Below are 16,530 nucleotides of genomic sequence, written 5' to 3'. Positions count from 1 at the left end.
GATCCGTATCCCGATCAGCGGCAGGCGCCGCCGCCTGGCTACCGTCCGCCGCCGCCCGGCGCACCGCGCCAGGGCGGCAGGCCCGGCGGTCCCGGCGGTCCCGGCGGTCCCCAAGGGGGGCCGCCGCCGCATACCGGGGGTCAGCCGCGCGGGCCGCAGCCGCCGCAGCGCCAAGGACCGCCGCAGCAGCGTCCGCCCCAGGGCCGCCCGCAGCAGCCCCCCGGCGCGCAGGGCACCCAGCGCATCGCCCGACCCGGTCAGAATCCGCCGCCGGGCGAACGGCGTGCGGGCGCGCTGAGCGAGGCGGTCGCCGATCGCGACCGGCGCACCGGTCCGAATACCGGATCGCGACCGGTCGCGGGCGGTCGCCCGGCCACCGGCTCAGGAGCCGCTGTCGATGACCGTCCGGGCGTCCGCCGCGCCAACGGCGCCCAGACCGGTGAGCGCAGGGCCGCCGCCGCGGGCGGTCCGCCCTCGGGTCCGCCGCGCCGCGGCGCGGGCAATGGCAGCGGACCGGGCGGTCCCGGTAGACGCGGTCCGGCACAGAAGCGGAAGTTCCCGTGGAAGATCGTCCGCCGGACCCTCTACGTGCTGACGGCACTGGCCATCGTGCTGCCGAGCACGATCTTCCTGATCGCGTACAGCACGGTTTCGGTGCCCCAGCCGGGCGATCTGAAAACCAATCAGGTCGCGATGATCTACGCCAGCGACGGCACAAGCGTCATCTCCAAGGTCGTCCCGCCGCAGGGCAACCGCACCGACGTCACGATCGAGCAGATCCCGCCGCATGTCCGCAATGCCGTGATCGCCGCCGAGGACCGCGACTTCTACACCAACCCCGGCTTCTCCATCACCGGCTTCATGCGCGCGGCCCGCGACAACGTCCTCGGCCGCGAGAGCGCGGGCGGTGGTTCGACCATTACCCAGCAGTACGTGAAGAACGCGCTCGTCGGTGACGAACGCTCGCTCACCCGCAAGATGCGCGAACTGGTGATCTCGGCCAAGATGGCGCGGCAGTGGAGCAAGGACGAGATCCTCGCCGCCTACCTGAACACCATCTACTTCGGCCGCGGCGCCTACGGCATCGACGCCGCGTCCAAGGCGTACTTCGGCAAGCCGGTGCAGGATCTGAGCGTGGCCGAGGGCGCGGTGCTCGCCGCCACCATCCAGCTGCCCTCGCTGCTCGACCCCGAGAAGAACCCCGAAGGCGCCAAGACCCGCTGGGGCTACGTCCTCGACGGCATGGTCGACGGCGGCAACCTCAAGGCCACCGAGCGACAGGGCATGCAGTATCCGGCGGTGCAGCCCGGGGCGGCGACCCAGGACAAGACGCTCGACGCGGGCCCCGAGGGTCTGGTCAAGACTCAGGTACTCAGGGAGCTGTCCTCCGCGGGCATCAGCGAACAGCAGCTCAACACCGCCGGATTGCAGATCACCACCACCATCGATCCGAAGGCGCAGCAGGCCGCCGTTGACGCCGCGACCTCCAAGATGCAGGGCGAACCGGAGCAGTTGCGCACCGCGGTGGTGTCGATCGACCCGCGCACCGGTGCGGTGCGCGCCTACTACGGTGGCAGCGACGGCCAGGGCTACGACTTCGCCAACGCGGGTCTGCAAACCGGTTCGTCGTTCAAGGTGATCGGTCTGGCCGCGAACCTCGAACAGGGCGTGCCGCTGTCGCAGATGTACGACAGCTCCCCGATCACGGTGAACGGCATCAAGATCACCAACGTCGAGGGCGAACAGTGCGGTACCTGCACCATCGCCGAGGCATTGAAGCGGTCGCTGAACACCAGCTTCTACCGCATGCAGCTGGATATGGGCAACGGTCCGCAGAAGATCGCGGACATGGGTCACAAGCTGGGCATTCCTGAGGAGATCCCGGGGGTGGGCCGCACGCTGACCGAACCCGACGGCTCCGGTCCCAACAACGGCATCGTGCTCGGCCAGTACCAGGCGCGCCCGCTGGATATGGCTTCGGCCTACGCCACACTCGCGGCTTCGGGTGTGTACCACGCGCCGCACTTCGTGCAGCGGGTCGTGACCGCCGACGGCCAAGTGCTGCTCGACCGCGGCGATGTCGCGGGTGAACAGCGCGTCTCCGCCGCCGTCGCCGACAACGCGACCGCCGCCATGAAGCCGATCGCGGGCTATTCGCGCAATCACGGACTCGCGGGCGGACGGGAATCGGCCGCCAAGACCGGCACCGCCCAGCTCGGCGACACCGGTGAGAACAAGGACGCTTGGATGGTCGGTTACACGCCGTCGCTGTCGACCGCGGTATGGGTCGGGTCCGTCGACAACTCGGCGCTGCGCAACTACGGCGGCGCGATGATCTACGGTTCCAGCCTGCCCTCCGACATCTGGAAGGCGACCATGGACGGCGCGCTGTCGGGCACGCCGAACGAGACCTTCCCGAAGCCCGCGCCGATCAAGGGCCAGTCGGGCGTTCCCGAGTGGACCGCGCCCTACACCCCGCCGGAGACCACCGCGCCGTCGTTCGTGCCGCCGGTGGTGGTCACCACGACCCAGGTCGAGGTGTTCCCCGGTTTCCGCATTCCGATGCCGGGCGTGCAGCCGAATCCGCAGTCGCAGCAACAGCAGCCGCAGCAGCGGGAGAACGAGCCGGGTCCGCTGCCGGGTCAGCCGATCGCGCCGAGCAGCGGCGCGCAGCCGACCACCCGGCCCAACTCCGGCAATGCGAACAGCAACAGCGAAGGCGAATCCAACTACGGTCGCGTGCCATCGACCCGCTGATCGCCCGAGCACTCCCGCGGCCCCGGGCCCTTCGGACCGGGGCCGCGGCGTCTCCGCCCTCGCCGGATGATCGCCCGCCAACGTGCTCCGCGCCCGCACCGCCGGAAACGGTAGCCTCGGGTCCGTGAGCGATCAGCGACTGGTGGACGAGCGGGCGGAGGCTCTCGCACCGCACACCGGCGGGGGGCAGACCGATGGACCGCGATACGTGTCGCCCGAGCCGCTCGCGGCCGATCTGCGTTCGGCCGACGAACGTGACAAGCCGAGTCGCACCGATCAGCTGACCTCGGAATTGTGCACGGTCGTCGGCGGTCCGGTCGGCGATCACGCGCTCATCGGACGTGTCCGTTTCTGGACACCCCTGCGGGTGTTGTTCGTGTTCGCGCTGATCTTCCTTGCCCTCGGTTGGGCCGGTAAGGCGGGCTGTATCCAGCAGACCCCCGGCGCGGACGGGCGGCCGACGCTGGACTGGCACAACGGCAGGCAGTACATCGCCATGTGCTACTCCGACACGGTCCCGCTCTACGGGGCGGAGCGGCTCGACGAGGGCGCGTTCCCGTACAAGAAGTCGTGGGTCGAGGACACTTCCGACGGGGGGACCGAGACCAGGTACATGGAATATCCGGTGCTGTCGGGCCTGTACCAGTACCTCGGTATGCAGATCGCCAAGACCTGGGACGCCTCGCCGCTGCCCGGCGCCTTGCAGGTGGTCATCTATTTCAATGTGATCGCCGTCGGTCTGGCGCTGGCCTGGCTGGTGACCGTGTGGGCGTCGGCGATGCTGTCCGGTCGCCGGATCTGGGACGCCGCGCTGATCGCCTGTTCTCCGCTGGTGCTGGTGCACGCGTTCACCAATTTCGACGCCATCGCCACCGCGTTCGCCGCGACCGGTCTGCTCGCGTGGTCGCGCAGGCGTCCCGCGCTGGCCGGTCTGCTGCTCGGCCTCGGCGGCGCGGCGAAACTGTATCCGCTGCTGCTGCTCGGCCCGATCGTGGTGCTGTGCCTGCGCACCGACTCGATGCGCGGCGGCCCGGCTCTGTTCGCGCGTCTGCGCGCCGACGAGACCTTCGCCGATCGCCTGCGGGGGCTGCCCGCCTCGATCCGCCGACTGAGCGAGCGCCCGCTTGGCGCGGCGGCGGTCGCGGTGGGTTCCGCGGTGGGCACCTGGGTGTTGGTGAACGCGCCGATCGCCGTCCTCTATCCCGATGGCTGGCGCGAATTCTTCCGACTCAACACCACCCGCCACGCCGATCCGGATTCGATCTACAACGTGATCACCTCGTTCACCGGATGGCAGGGTTTCGACGGCTATCTGGTGCACGGCGAACCGCCCACCATCCTGAACGCGGTGTCGCTGCTGTTGTTCATGGCGGCCTGCCTGCTCATCGCCTACATCGGCCTGACCGCGCCGCGCCGACCCCGTTTGGCCCAACTCTGCTTCCTGCTGATCGCGGCCTTCCTGCTGACCAACAAGGTGTGGAGCCCCCAGTATTCGCTGTGGCTGGTCCCGCTCGCCGTCCTCGCCCTACCCCAACGCCGAATCCTGTTGGCCTGGATGACGATCGACGCCCTGGTCTGGGTTCCGCGCATGTTCTACTACCTCGGCACCGACCGCAAGGGCCTGCCCGAACAGTGGTTCACCGGCACGGTCATCCTGCGCGACTTGGCCGTAATCGCCCTCTGCGCTCTCGTGATTCGCCAGATCTACCGTCCCGGCGAAGACCTCGTCCGCCACGACTACGCGGACGACCCGATAGGCGGCGTCCTCGACCGCGGCCCCGACCCCGACCGTCCCTGGCTCCCGGAACCTTTGCGCCCCCGCAGATCCCGCGTCGGCGCGGTCCGCGGCGGCTTGTCGGGGTGGGGGCGGTGATATCGGACGGTTATCGGTAACCCTGTTCTCCAACGGGACCGACCGGGTGGCATGATTTCGAGGAATGCTTGTCCCGGAAGGAAATTCGTGAACGTTCAGCCGGCCGCACGTGGTGTTGTGAAGTGGTTCAACATTGCCCGCGGCTTCGGTTTCATCACCATCGACAACGGGCACGACATCTTCGTGCACTCCTCCGCGATTCCGCAGAACCGGCGGGTCGACGACCTACCGGCGCTGTTCCCGGGGGAGCGAGTCGAATTCACCATCGGTCCCGGCTCGGTGGACCGCCTCCAGGCCAACGACATCCGCTTACTCCAATCGGGGGGCTGACTCAACGCCCTTCGGGTGCCCGCCCTCGCGGACCCTCCGCCAGAACCGCACGGGCCTCGGCGATGTGCGCGCCGAGGTCGCCGCCATCGGCCAGCGATGCCTCGAATCCGGCGAAGAACGCCGCCAACCCACGGGACTCGCGCGCGACGCGAGTCCGGCCGCGCGCCTGCTGTGGCGCACGATCGCGAAGGCCATGTTGCCGCTCCCCGGCGTCAACACTCCCGAGCGCTCCGGCGCGGATCTCGCGCGACTGGTCACCGATCCGGCGCTGGAATCCACCACGGGGCGTCATTTCGTCGGTCGGGCGGACCGCCCGTCCTCGGCTGCCTCCTACGACCGCACCACCCAACGCGAACTCTTCGAGGACAGCGCGGAACTTCTCTCGGAACTGCGCCGCCGGTCAACGGAGCAGACGGGCGCGGCGTTCGGGGTCGAGGGGCAGTAGGTCCAGTTCGAGTTGCCAGGCGCTGCCTGTCCACGGGTCGAAAAGGGGAGTGTCCTCGACCGTGGGCAGGTGCCGACAGGATTGGGACAGTGTCGCCACCGTGCTGTCGGCGGATTCGGACTCGTCGGTGCCGACGATGACCATGGACAGGCCGATGAGGTCGCCGCGAGTGATGAGGGAGCCGATGCGCAGCGCGTCGGAGGCCTGGTATCCGTGCGGGAAGTCCGCCGCGAGCAGCACGCGGTGCATATCAGGCGGTACGAAATTGCCGCTACTGTAGGCGATTTCGGCGATTTCCGCAGCGTCTACCAGTGCTTGCAGGCGCGGGGAGATGTCGGCGTGGTCGGTGACCACGGGGCCGTTGAGCACCGCGCCGAGCGGGGCGAGGAGACTCGTGAAAGCGCCGGTGAGATCGATGACGTCCATGCGGGTGCGGCGTGCCGGATCGGCGACGAGCAGCCGGGCCAGCAATGCGCCGACGACCGGGACGACCGCGGCGGATGTGTCGGTGTCGATCCACAATGGCCTGGTCATCGGCACCGGCACGCAGTACGGCACCCGCAGCGGTCCGCGTTCGACCGCGTACAGCTCGCCGAGGCGGATACCGTCGCTCGGGCGCGGCGGACCGTCCCACGCGGGGGAATTCCACGAAGCGAGCGCGGCGGGCAGTTTGCGATCGGAATCGGCGAGTTCGCGCATGAGATGTTCCGAGTCGCGCCGGTGGTTGCTTTCCGCGGTGGCGATCAATTCTTCACTGCGCCTTTGGGCTTCGCGGCGCGCGGCCTCGGCGGCGGGAGTGTTGCGGGTCGCCGGATCGGCGACCGATGCCGACAGTTCGTTGTCGAGCCGGTCGGCGGCGTAGTCGCGCGCGGAGATCAGGGCGGCAGCGGATCGGGCGGCGTCCTCGAAGATCATCCACAGCCGTTCCAGACCGTGCGCCACCTCCACCGGTGCGGCCTGGGCGTGCGCGCCCCGCTGCGGACCGGAGATGGTGTCGCGCCCGTGGTCGGGCGGGGGGTCGGTCGCGCCGTCGACCTCGACGCCGTGCGCGGCCAGCAGCACCGCGAGTCCGCCCGCGTAGCCCTGGCCGACCGCGCGCACCTTCCAGTCCGGCCCGCGCCGGTATACCTCGAGGCAGATGAGCGCGGTCTCCCCGTCGGTCGGCGAGACCGCGAATTCGACCGTATCCCTGCCGCTTTCGCTCAGCGATACGGTGACCCGCCCGAGTCCGGCATCCGCGGGAGCGCCGACGACCAGCAGTACCGCCTTGGCGTCGGCGCGCACCCGGTCGAGGGCGATCTCCACCCGGTCCCCGAGTAGCGCCACCCCCGACGTCGAAGGCCGGTCGGCGCACACGTGATCCGCGACGTCGCGGACCCGCAGATTGTCGCCGACGACCAGGGCCGACACCTCGAACGCGGTGTCGGCCCGCGCGCTGAACCCGATCACGTCCCCGGTCAGCGGTGTGTTCTGACCGGCCTTCAACTGCATCACGTGCTCAAGCCTGCCGTGCGGACTCAGTTCGCGAGAAACCGGCCCAACTGCGGAATCGCCTCTCCGGGATGTTTGGCCTGGAATCCCTCACCGATCGCCTGGAGTTTCCAGTCGCCGCCGACCCGGAAGACCTTGGCCATCGCCATCGCGGTGAACGGCATGCCGCCCGCGAGCGTGTAGCGGGCGAGTTCGCCGTTGTTGGAGCCGTCGACCAAGCGGCAGAACGCATTCTTCACTTGTTCGAAGGTGTGGCCCTTGTAGGAGGTGACGATGAAGATCAGCGAGGTGATGTGCGCGGGGATACGGGTCAGGTCGACCAGGATCACCTCGTCGTCGCCGTCGCCCTCGCCGGTGAGGTTGTCGCCCTGGTGGCGCACCGAACCGTCCTTGGAGGACAACTGGCCGTAGTAGGCGTAGTCGGCCGGATTCATATCGGCGAACATGATCACCGACGCGTCGAGGTCGATATCGACGGTGCGGTTGCCGAACATGCCCCTTGACTGCACGGGATCCCAGCCGAGACCCATCTTGACGAAGGTCAGCGCGGTGCCGCCCTCCTTGCGCAGCGTGACCCGCTGTCCCTTCTGCAAACTGACCGGGCGGTCCTTGCTCAGGCTGACCTCACCGGTCGGCTGCGCGGCGGGCTGCGGCGGCGGGTAGCCCGCACCCGACGCGGGCGGTGGCGGGTAGCCGCCCGCACCCTGCGGCGGGTAGCCCGGACCGGGCGGCGGCGGATACGACCCGGTGGCCGCCACGTACTGCGGGGCCTGCTGCTGGACCGGCGGCACCTGCTGCGGCGCCGGGGGCTGCTGCGGCGGTTGCTGCTGCGGCGGTTGCTGCTGCGCGGGAGACTGATCGACGGTCACACCGTGATCGGTGACCAGCGCGGCGAAACCACCCGCGTACCCTTGGCCGACCGCGCGCACCTTCCAGGCGCCCTGGCGCCGGTACAGTTCCAGCGCGATCACGATCGACTCGTTGCTCAACCCCTCGATCTGGTACTCGTACAACCGGTTACCGGCCGCGTCGGAGACGACCGCGGTCGGCGGCTGGAACTGCCCGAAGCTGCTCGACGCGTCGTCGAGGGTGATCACGGCGCGGATCTGGTCGATCTCGGCGGGCACCGCGTCCAGCGACACCGCCAGCGAGGCGGACTGACCCGCGGGCCCCGGCTGCAACCGCACGCCCGGACCGCTGGGTTGATTGAAGAAGACGAAGTCCGCGTCGGATCGCACCTTCCCCCGCTCGGTCACCAGCAGCGCGGACAGATCCGCCGGTGCCGTGAGCTGGACGGAGATCACCAGATTATTGGAGTCCAACGGGCCGTTCTGGCCTTTGGCGAGTGTTGCGGACAAGATCGACCCTTCGCTTGTCGGTGCTTTCGCTTGCCACTTTACGAGAAACGGGCTGCCCGCGACCGCAGTAAACGCCGCGTACGACACCGACTCGAGGCGATCGATCGGCTACTGTGACCGCACACGAGAGAGCTCGGGGATACGCTCGCGGCGTCCCTCGCGATCTTCGGGGTGCGGGAACCCCCGCGGCACAGGGTTGGAAAGTGGTCGACGATGGCCACATTCCCGGACTAGACAGCAGGCAGAACTCCCCCATGGCGCAACTGTTCGAACAGTCGAAGAAGGTGATCGAGGCGCACCTCGCCGGAACCAGTGTCCGCGCGATCTCCGGCTCGATGATCGCCTACGAAGGAAATGTCCAGTTCAAGTCGGCGGGCTTCGGCGGCGGCGACGGCGTGATCGCCGGTCTCAAGCGCCGGGCCACCGGCGAGAAGTTGTCGCTGATGGAATGCGGCGGCAACGGCAGGGTCTTCTTCGCGGTGAACGGCCAGAACGTCACCGTGGTCAACCTGAACGGCGACACGCTCCAGGTCGAGTCGCAGCAATTGCTCGCCTTCGCCGGGAATCTGCGCACCGACGTGCGATTCGCCGGCCTGCGCGGCGCGTCCACCGGCGCGGGACTGTTCACCACGACGGTGTCGGGTCAGGGTCAGGTAGCGCTGCTGTCGGCGGGCGGGCCGCTCATCCACCTCGAGGTGTCGCCGCAGTACCCGCTGATCGTGGACCCGGACGCGTTCGTCGCGGCGCAAGGCAACCTCCAGCAGTCCTTCGTCACCGACGTGTCGTGGCGTTCGCTCGTCGGTCAGGACGCGGGCGAGGCGTTCTCGCTGCGCTGGGACGGTCAGGGCGTCGTGTTGATCCAGCCGGCGGAACGGTAGGGAACGGGTCGATGTTCGAGAAAGTCAACGGCAAGGTCGTCAAGGTCGATGTCGGTATGGCGGGCGGCGTGGTCGCCCGCAACGGCGCGATGCTGTTCTACACCGGCGACATCTCCTTCTCGCCGCATCAGATTCCGGGTGCGCAGGGCATGGGCGGCATGGGCGGCGGCATGATGCGCATGGCGGGCCGCATGATGGCAGGCGAGCACGAGCGCACCATGTTGGCCCAGGGCAATGGCGAGGTGCACTACGGTCTGGCCGGACTCGAGGTGCACGTGGTGCAGATGCAGCCGGGCGCGACCCTGCGGGTCGAGGCGTCGCGGCTGCTGGCCAACACCGCGAATCTCCAGAGTTCGATCGTCTCGGTGATGAGTTCGGGCGGCGGTGGCGGTGGCGGCGGCGGCATCATGGGCGCGCTGCGCGGCGCCGCTACCGGCGCGCTCACCGGTCAGGGCATGTTCACCACCCAGCTCAGCGGACAGGGTTCGGCGGTGCTGCTCGCGCACGGCGGGTTCCTGGAATTGCAGGTGGGCGGCCCGAATCCGATCGTGGTCGACCCGCAGGCGTTCGTGGCCGCCTACGGCAACGTGCAGACCGAATTGAAGACGGCGCTCAGCTGGCGTGACGCGGTTGGCCGCGGCGCGGGCGAGGCGATGCAGTTGCACTGTGTCGGACAAGGTGTCGTCTACGTGCAGGCATCCGAGGAGAAGTTGTAAACCATGGCCCAGGTCTTCAATCCCATGAATCTCGGTGAGAGCGACAATATCCCGGGAAACGACTACGCCTACTGCATCGACCTGACCAAACCCTGGTTCATGCGCAAGGGCGCGATGATCGCCTACTACGGGCAAATGAATTTCCAGACCCTCACCCACGGTCTGCACGGCGGCCTGATGCACATGGTCTCGCAGCAGTTCTCCGCGCCGCTGTTCACCGGTGACTACGTGGTGGTCGAAGGACACGGCAAGCTGATCATCGGCGACCGCGGCTACAACATCAATTCCTACGACTTGGAGGACGGCAATCTCACGATTCGCGCGGCGAATCTGCTGGCCTTCGATCCCGGACTGTCGCTGAACCAGTCCATCGTGCCGGGATTCCTCACCCTGATCGGCACCGGCAAATTCCTGGCCTCGTCCAACGGTCCGGTCATGTTCGCCGAACCGCCGTTGCGGGTCGACCCGGAGTCGCTGGTCGGCTGGGCGGACTGCCCGTCGCCAAGTCACCACTACGACCACCGGTGGGTGTCGAACTTCCTGGCGGCGGGCGCGGCGCGTTTCGGCGTGAATTCCGGTGAGGAACGGCAGTTCGATTTCACCGGCGCGGGCACCGTGCTGATCCAGTCCAGCGAGAAGGTGTTGAGCGACGCGGCGCTGGTGCGCACGATCGAGGGTCAGTTGCAGAGCGGGATGACCGTCGGCGGTCTCCAGCGCATCCAGGCCATCGTCACCCAGCAGCTCGCCGGTCAGCAACAGTACTGACCACGCTCGCCTCGCGACTCGGCGGGCCGGTCGCGCCCCGCGACGGACGGTCACCGGAGCGCCCGCCGAGCCGCGGCTTATGCGAAATATGGATGAGTAACACATGCGCCGTGAATCTCGATCAGCCCCGTGGACCAGTCGGTCGCACGCCACCAAACACCTCACAGAAGTCACGGAGGGGGAGCGGATGTCGCACCACCGAATCAGGAGACATATCGCGCTTGCGGCGGTCGCGACCGCGATATCGCTCGGGATCGGAGTGTCCCCCGCATCCGCCGACCCGGCGACGCCCGCGGGGGTGGTCATGCCCTCGGTCAAGGCGCCCGACGGATCGTATGTCGCGCGCATCGAGCCCAAGGACAGCCGCAATCTGCGATTGCAGGTGTTCTCCGCCGCGATGAACAAACTCGTGGCCGTCGACATCCTGCGGCCGGGCGACACCTCCGAACCGCGACCGGCGCTGTACCTGTTCAACGGTGCGGGCGGCGGTATGGACGACGCCTCCTGGCAGCGCAATACCGACGCGCTGGAATTCCTCGGCACGAAGAACATCAATGTCGTGCAGGTCGTCGGCGGCGCGTGGAGTTTCTACACCGACTGGATCGCCCCCGATCCGGTGCTCGGCGTGAACAAATGGCAGACCTTCACCACCGAGGAACTGCCCCCGCTCGTCGACGCGGCACTTGGCACCAATGGCGTGAACGCCATCGCCGCGCTGTCCATGACGGGCACCTCGGTGCTCAACTTCGCCATCGCCAAGCCCGGACTGTTCCGAAGCGTCGCGGCCTACAGCGGTATCGCGCAGGTCAGCGACCCCGTCGGCCAGGAAATGGTGAAGCTGACGGTGGAGACCTGGGGCGGCGGCGACACCCGCAACATGTGGGGTCCGACCGACGGTCCGCTGTGGGCCGCCAACGATCCCATGGTGAACGCCGAGAAATTGCGCGGCACCCGCCTGTTCTTCTCCACCGGAACCGGCATCCCCGGTGAATTCGACCAGGCGGGCGGCAAATTCCGCATGGAGTCGCCCGCGGAGACCCCGCAGGTCGTAGCCATCGGCGCGGTGATCGAGAGCGGCGTCAACTGGTCGAACCACAATATGAACAACCGCCTCAACGAACTCGGCATCCCCGCCAAATTCGTCTACCGCGCCACCGGGACCCACTCCTGGGGTTACTGGCAGGACGACCTCAAGTCGTCCTGGCCGGTACTGGCCGAGGGCCTGTTCAGCGCACCGTGATCCGCTATTCGGCGGGGGCGGAGTCGATGAACCAGTCGACGATCTCCTCCCCCGCCAGAATGCCGGTGGCCCGCGTGACGGTCAGATTCGGACTGGTCCAGTTCAACTGTTCGAGTTCGCCGTGCCGCGGGCGAATGGCCGAATCCGCGGCGCGCAACATCTCCGCGTCGAGTGCGCCGTCGCCGGCCGCGAGAGTCCGTGCGCTTTCGGCGAGTTCACCGGATTCCAGCAGCCGCCGCCGCACCTCGGCGACCGCGTAACTCTTGCACACCGCATTCGGCATGGTGTAAATCTTGCGGCCCTGCTGCGAGGCCGACCAACCGCGTTCGCGGCACCATTCGCCCCATTCGGCGAGGAAACCGTCCGGCACCGCCTTGGGTTTGACCACCAGATAGCAGAACAGGTGGTCGGCGATGCGGAACTTCGAGACCCACGAATCGTCCACGCGCGAACGCAATTCGGCGCTGACCTCCGACAGCGTGGCACCGCTCGCGCGCACCTTGGCGTCGATATCGATGCGCCAGCGCATATCGGCGACGCCGTCGACCAGGATATTGCCGCCATTGCTGGTGACGGCGTAGCGCCACGGCGCACCCGGCAACTGAATCCTGTTGAACTGCTTGATGGTTCGGGTTGTCGTCGGAATCACCGCGGCGGGTTGGGTCAGGGTCTGCATACGTAGCGCCGCCGCGGTGGTCATGAACGACAGCGGCGCGCCCTCGAGATGTTCCACGCAGACGGTCGGCACCTCCGCGGTGGTGCTGAACGCGTTGCGCGAGTAGATCATGGTCCGGTCCAGGTCGGTGGCGATCAGCGCCTGTCTGAGGCGATGCCGGTGACCGAGCGTCCAGCCGTGCTCGCGCGCGCCGTCCGCGTCGTGGATATCGGGGCCGAGGGCCTCGGGTAGAACGACCATCCCACTTACCGCACTTCCTTGATCAATCCCATGCACGAATAGGCAAGATCGGGGACCACTTCCACCGGAACGCCGCGCGCTTCGGCGAGCAGGCGCAGGTGGGCGTGTTCGGGCGCGTCGGCCTCGCGGACCAGCACCCGCCACGGCACGCGGCGCAGCAGCACCCGGGTCGTCTCCCCCACCCCGGGCTTCACGAAATTCACGCCGGCGATGCCGTATTCGGCGCGCACCCGCTCCACCGACGCCCAACCGGACCAGGTCGGTGTGCGGTCGGCGGCGGTGACGGCGGCCAGTCCGGCGGGCACCCGCTCGCGCACGGCGTCGAATTCCGCGGCGACGGTGTCGAGCATCCGCACCGACACGTCTTCGGCGGCGAGCTCACGGTAGAACTTGGCGCCGTGGAAATCACCCGGTCCGATCAGGGTGTCGTTCAGTACGGTGCGCGAGATGAGTCCCGAGACGGTCGAATTGAGGCAGGCCGAGGCGATGAGGAAATCGTCGCGGGTGCCGTAGGTGCGCACGCAATGGCCCGGATCGGCCAGCACCGCGAGTTCGTCGTCGAACCGCGCGCCGCCCGCCGCGTGGTATGCGGCCAATGCCGCGCTCAACTCGCGGGTGATCGCGCCCTTGCCGGTCCAGCCGTCCACGAACACCACCGACGCGGGGTCGTGGTGATGCGCCAGGTAGTCCAGTGCCACGGCGTCGATCCCGCGATCGCGCACGATCGACACCGCGTAGTGCGGCACGTCGAGGCTCGCGGGCCGCGCGGCCAGCCAGCGCTTCATCAGAATGCCGACCGGGGTGCCCGCTCGTGCCAGCGAGACCAGCACGATATCGCCGCCGCGTTCGGCGACGACGAGTTCGGCGACGATGCCCACCGCGAGCGCCAGCCGCTGCGCGCTCTCGGCGAGCACCCGCTCGAACAGTTCGCGATAGGCCCGGCCGGGCTGGTACTCGATGGGCAGCGACTCCGCGTAGTGCGCGGCGCCGGCCTGGATGCGGCGCTCCCGCTCGGCCACGTCGGCTTCGAGGTCCACCCCGGACAGATCCTTCAGCAGCCACGAAACCTCGTGTGCCGCATATGATCCGAAATCCGGGCCGGACAGCGGGGCGGGCAGCGCCGTGGTGGCCGCGGGCGATGGGTTCGATACGTGCGTCAACGGGACTCCACCGGGCTCGAGTACAGGCAAACCCCGGCGTCATCGACGGGAACTATTGTGGCGCCGCCGCGTTCGGCGTGCAGTATGCGCGGATCGACATCGGCCAGCACCGCCACCATGACGTCCGCGCCCGCCGCCGTTAGCACGTCGACGAGCCCGCCCTCGGCGACCAGTTCGGCGGTGTCGGCCGGGGAGTCGATCACCAGCACCAGGACCGGCGCGGCGTCCTGATCCTCGGGCCAGCGCGCGTTGTAGAGGTAGCGCGGTTCGGTCTGACCGGATTCCGGTGCGGTGAAGCGGAATCCGCGGCGCAACGGGTATCCGGGTTCGTCCAGGACGTAGGCAGGCGACCTGGTCGTGGTCTGGAACAGCGTCGGTATGCCGGAATCGGCCAGCTCCGCCGCGATCCGCAGCGGCAGGTACATCAGCTCCTCGTGGCCGATCACGATGACCGGCCGACCGTTGGCCGTGGCGAGCAGACGTTCGCGCAGTTCGCCCACGGCCAGGATGACCGCGGCGTCGTAGGCGGCGGCGTCGGTGTCGAGGATGCCGTGCCGTCCGCCTTCCGGCACCGAATCCGGCCACGGCAGCTCCATGCGGGCGTACGAACCGCGTTGCGCCGCTGTGGGATTCATTTCGGGCTCGGGCAATGCCAGTACCGATTCGACGATTCCGTCCGGCAGCCGGGTGCGGCCCGAGGTCAGGCAGACCGTGTCGACGCGCACACCGAGTTCGGCGGCCAGCTCATCGAATCGGGCACGATCGTCCGCGTCGCGCATATCGACCAGCGAGGCCAGCACATAGCGCGAGCGCGGGACCGAGGCGTGCAGCGCCCGCAATGCGTCGATGGCCGTCGCTCCCGTCGAGATCTCGTCATCCACCAGCACCAACGGCAGATCGTTGACGAAGATGGCTGCGGGCGCGGGTTGCAGCAGATGGGTGGTGGCGTGCGAGTGTCCCTCCTCGAATCCGGCGAGGGTCGGCGCGTCGGCCACCGCACGGCGGGTGGAATGCAGATAGCAGGCCGCGCCGATGCGCACCGCGACCGTATGCCCCAGACCCGTCGCGGTCTCGGCGAAACCGAGCACCACCGCGCCCGGACTCGACACCGCCCGGTCACCGAGCACCGCCCGCACCAGGTCACCGAGCCGGTCCCCCGCACCGAGCACCACCCGGGGATCGGTCGGCAGATGTTTACCCAGCACCGTGGAGACCAGCAGATGCGCCCGCTTGGGATTTCGCCGCAGACCCGGCTGCACCAGCGCCTCGATCCGCAGTTCCGAAGAGAACATCGGCAACGCCGAATCGACCGCGCCCACGTGCGATTCGCGATGGTGCAGTTCGATGCCGAGTGTCCGTGTCGCCCACGGTCGCTCGTGCGCGCTCACACCTGCACCGACGCCGTCAGCAGATCCACGAAGGACACTCCTTTGTTGGCGACCCCGAACACCCGCGCCCGCAACAACGTCTGCCCGGCCCAGCTGCGGTGCGGCCGCATCTCGTTCATCTTGTTGCGGTATTCCGAGGCCGCGACGCCGCCGACGTCGACCTGGAGGATGTCGAGCGCGTCGGAGTACTCCTCGTGGGTCACCACCGACAGCGCGTGCACCGCGGCCACGTGTGAGGGATGGATCACCGTCTTGCCCTGTATACCGTTGGCGCGGTCGAGGGTGATCTCGCGCAGCAGGCCGTCGAGGTCCCGCGACACCAGGTACCGCCGGAACGGCACCGCGTCGGACTCCTCGAACGGCGCGGTCCGCAGCAGGGGTCGGAACATGCGCTCGTGATCGGCGAAGTACTCCCACACCGGACCCGTGATCACGAATCCCGTGCCGTCGGTGCGCCCGAGGTAGTTGACGATATCGGCGATGACATCGGCGACCACCCGCACGTCGTAGATCGTCAGGTCGCGATCGCGGCGGATGCCGAAGGTCGAGCACATGTCCGTCGCGCCTATCCGCACCGCGAGCACCCGCTCCCGGTGCCGTGCGAGCATGGCCGCGATCCGGTCCAGTTCGTGGTCGCGGGTCTGCCGGTGCACCAGCGCCGCCGATTCCAGCACCGGCATGCCGTAGAGGGGCCGGTCCAACCGCGCGGCCGCGGCCTCCAGCGCGTCCAGGTACTTCTGACCCGAGATGCTGTCGAATTTCGGGAACACGAACCCGAGCAGCGCCGACGCACCCGGTCCGATTCGTTCGACGATCTCACCGATGGTGTCGGCGTCACGCACCCGAATGAACAGCAGCGGATTCGGATCGGGCGAGGTCGCCAGCAGGTCCAGAGTACGAACGGCCTGGAATTTGGCCGTCTCGACCTCGTGGTCGGCGACGGCGTCCTCGAGATCGATCACCATCGAGCACACGCCGCGATCGGCGCGCCTGCGGATCGTCTCGGCGAGATCGGGTCTCGTCGCTGGCGCGTAGAGCGTCGCACCCAGCGCGTATGCCAGCATTTCCCGATCGGTGTGCGCACCGAAATCCTCGGGCTGACGATAGAACAGGTGCCGTGCGTCCGGCCCCTGTAGCTGCCGAAAATGGCGCAGCGGCCCTCGCTTCCACAGGGAAATCTCCTGCTGGACGGCGACGCCTGCGGTCATCTATT

The 16,530-nt window shown here is 68.3% G+C and carries 14 protein-coding genes; 8 read left to right on the top strand and 6 right to left on the bottom strand.

The features are described 5' to 3' along the window. Positions 1-567 precede the first annotated feature (567 nt). From APZ21_RS22680 to APZ21_RS22665, 4 genes are all read left to right on the top strand, one after another. On the top strand, positions 568-2,757 hold the full coding sequence (locus APZ21_RS22680; protein ID WP_054815370.1) for a transglycosylase domain-containing protein: 2,190 nt from the start codon (positions 568-570) through the stop codon (positions 2,755-2,757). A gap of 124 nt (positions 2,758-2,881) precedes the next feature. Next, positions 2,882-4,630 carry a glycosyltransferase family 87 protein gene (locus tag APZ21_RS22675; RefSeq protein WP_371852329.1) on the top strand — a complete coding sequence of 583 codons (1,749 nt, stop codon included), beginning with the start codon at positions 2,882-2,884 and terminating at the stop codon, positions 4,628-4,630. An 87-nt stretch (positions 4,631-4,717) separates the two neighbouring features. After that, positions 4,718-4,960, top strand: coding sequence for a cold-shock protein (locus tag APZ21_RS22670; protein WP_239476769.1), 243 nt, complete (start codon positions 4,718-4,720; stop codon positions 4,958-4,960). Between the two features lie 64 nt (positions 4,961-5,024). Next, entirely contained in the window at positions 5,025-5,405 is a 381-nt protein-coding gene (locus APZ21_RS22665) for a Rossmann-fold NAD(P)-binding domain-containing protein (protein WP_054815307.1), read from the top strand. Here APZ21_RS22665 and APZ21_RS22660 read toward each other — a convergent pair. Together APZ21_RS22660 and APZ21_RS22655 are read right to left on the bottom strand one after the other, a co-directional pair. Continuing rightward, positions 5,361-6,896 (bottom strand): TerD family protein, encoded by a 1,536-nt coding sequence (locus APZ21_RS22660; protein ID WP_239476772.1) that lies wholly within the window; start codon positions 6,894-6,896, stop codon positions 5,361-5,363. The two genes, APZ21_RS22665 and APZ21_RS22660, sit on opposite strands and share 45 nt — an antisense overlap. A 26-nt stretch (positions 6,897-6,922) precedes the next feature. Then, on the bottom strand, positions 6,923-8,254 hold the full coding sequence (locus APZ21_RS22655) for a TerD family protein (RefSeq protein ID WP_054815305.1): 1,332 nt from the start codon (positions 8,252-8,254) through the stop codon (positions 6,923-6,925). A gap of 254 nt (positions 8,255-8,508) precedes the next feature. Here APZ21_RS22655 and APZ21_RS22650 point away from each other — a divergent pair, with 254 nt between their 5' ends. The 4 genes from APZ21_RS22650 to APZ21_RS22635 all read left to right on the top strand — a co-directional run bounded on the left by APZ21_RS22650 (position 8,509) and on the right by APZ21_RS22635 (position 11,853). After that, the gene (locus APZ21_RS22650) at positions 8,509-9,132 is read left to right on the top strand and encodes an AIM24 family protein (protein WP_054815304.1); all 624 of its coding nucleotides are present in this window, start codon (positions 8,509-8,511) and stop codon (positions 9,130-9,132) included. 11 nt (positions 9,133-9,143) lie between these two features. Beyond that, the gene (locus APZ21_RS22645; RefSeq protein ID WP_054815303.1) at positions 9,144-9,848 is read left to right on the top strand and encodes an AIM24 family protein; all 705 of its coding nucleotides are present in this window, start codon (positions 9,144-9,146) and stop codon (positions 9,846-9,848) included. Between the two features lie 3 nt (positions 9,849-9,851). After that, positions 9,852-10,613: an AIM24 family protein gene (locus APZ21_RS22640; RefSeq protein WP_054815302.1), complete on the top strand. Its 762-nt coding sequence runs from the start codon at positions 9,852-9,854 to the stop codon at positions 10,611-10,613. Between the two features lie 187 nt (positions 10,614-10,800). After that, a complete protein-coding gene (locus APZ21_RS22635) occupies positions 10,801-11,853 on the top strand; it encodes an alpha/beta hydrolase (RefSeq protein ID WP_054815301.1) in 1,053 nt (350 codons plus the stop codon). Positions 11,854-11,857: 4 nt separating this feature from the next. Here APZ21_RS22635 and APZ21_RS22630 read toward each other — a convergent pair whose 3' ends face one another. The 4 genes from APZ21_RS22630 to APZ21_RS22615 form a co-directional block, all read right to left on the bottom strand. Further along, positions 11,858-12,640 carry an HAD family hydrolase gene (locus APZ21_RS22630; RefSeq protein ID WP_054815368.1) on the bottom strand — a complete coding sequence of 261 codons (783 nt, stop codon included), beginning with the start codon at positions 12,638-12,640 and terminating at the stop codon, positions 11,858-11,860. 134 nt (positions 12,641-12,774) lie between these two features. Continuing rightward, positions 12,775-13,887, bottom strand: a complete 1,113-nt coding sequence (locus APZ21_RS22625; protein ID WP_054815367.1) for a cysteine protease StiP family protein — start codon at positions 13,885-13,887, stop codon at positions 12,775-12,777. A gap of 38 nt (positions 13,888-13,925) precedes the next feature. Next, on the bottom strand, positions 13,926-15,317 hold the full coding sequence (locus tag APZ21_RS22620) for a phosphoribosyltransferase family protein (protein WP_054815300.1): 1,392 nt from the start codon (positions 15,315-15,317) through the stop codon (positions 13,926-13,928). Then, positions 15,314-16,525 (bottom strand): HpcH/HpaI aldolase/citrate lyase family protein, encoded by a 1,212-nt coding sequence (locus APZ21_RS22615; protein ID WP_082393369.1) that lies wholly within the window; start codon positions 16,523-16,525, stop codon positions 15,314-15,316. Before APZ21_RS22615 ends, APZ21_RS22620 begins: the two co-directional genes overlap by 4 nt. Between the last annotated feature and the right edge of the window lie 5 nt (positions 16,526-16,530).

This window comes from Nocardia arizonensis (assembly GCF_001310275.1).
Taxonomy (GTDB): Bacteria; Actinomycetota; Actinomycetes; order Mycobacteriales; family Mycobacteriaceae; genus Nocardia; species Nocardia arizonensis.
This window is presented reverse-complemented; position numbering and strand designations above follow the sequence as displayed.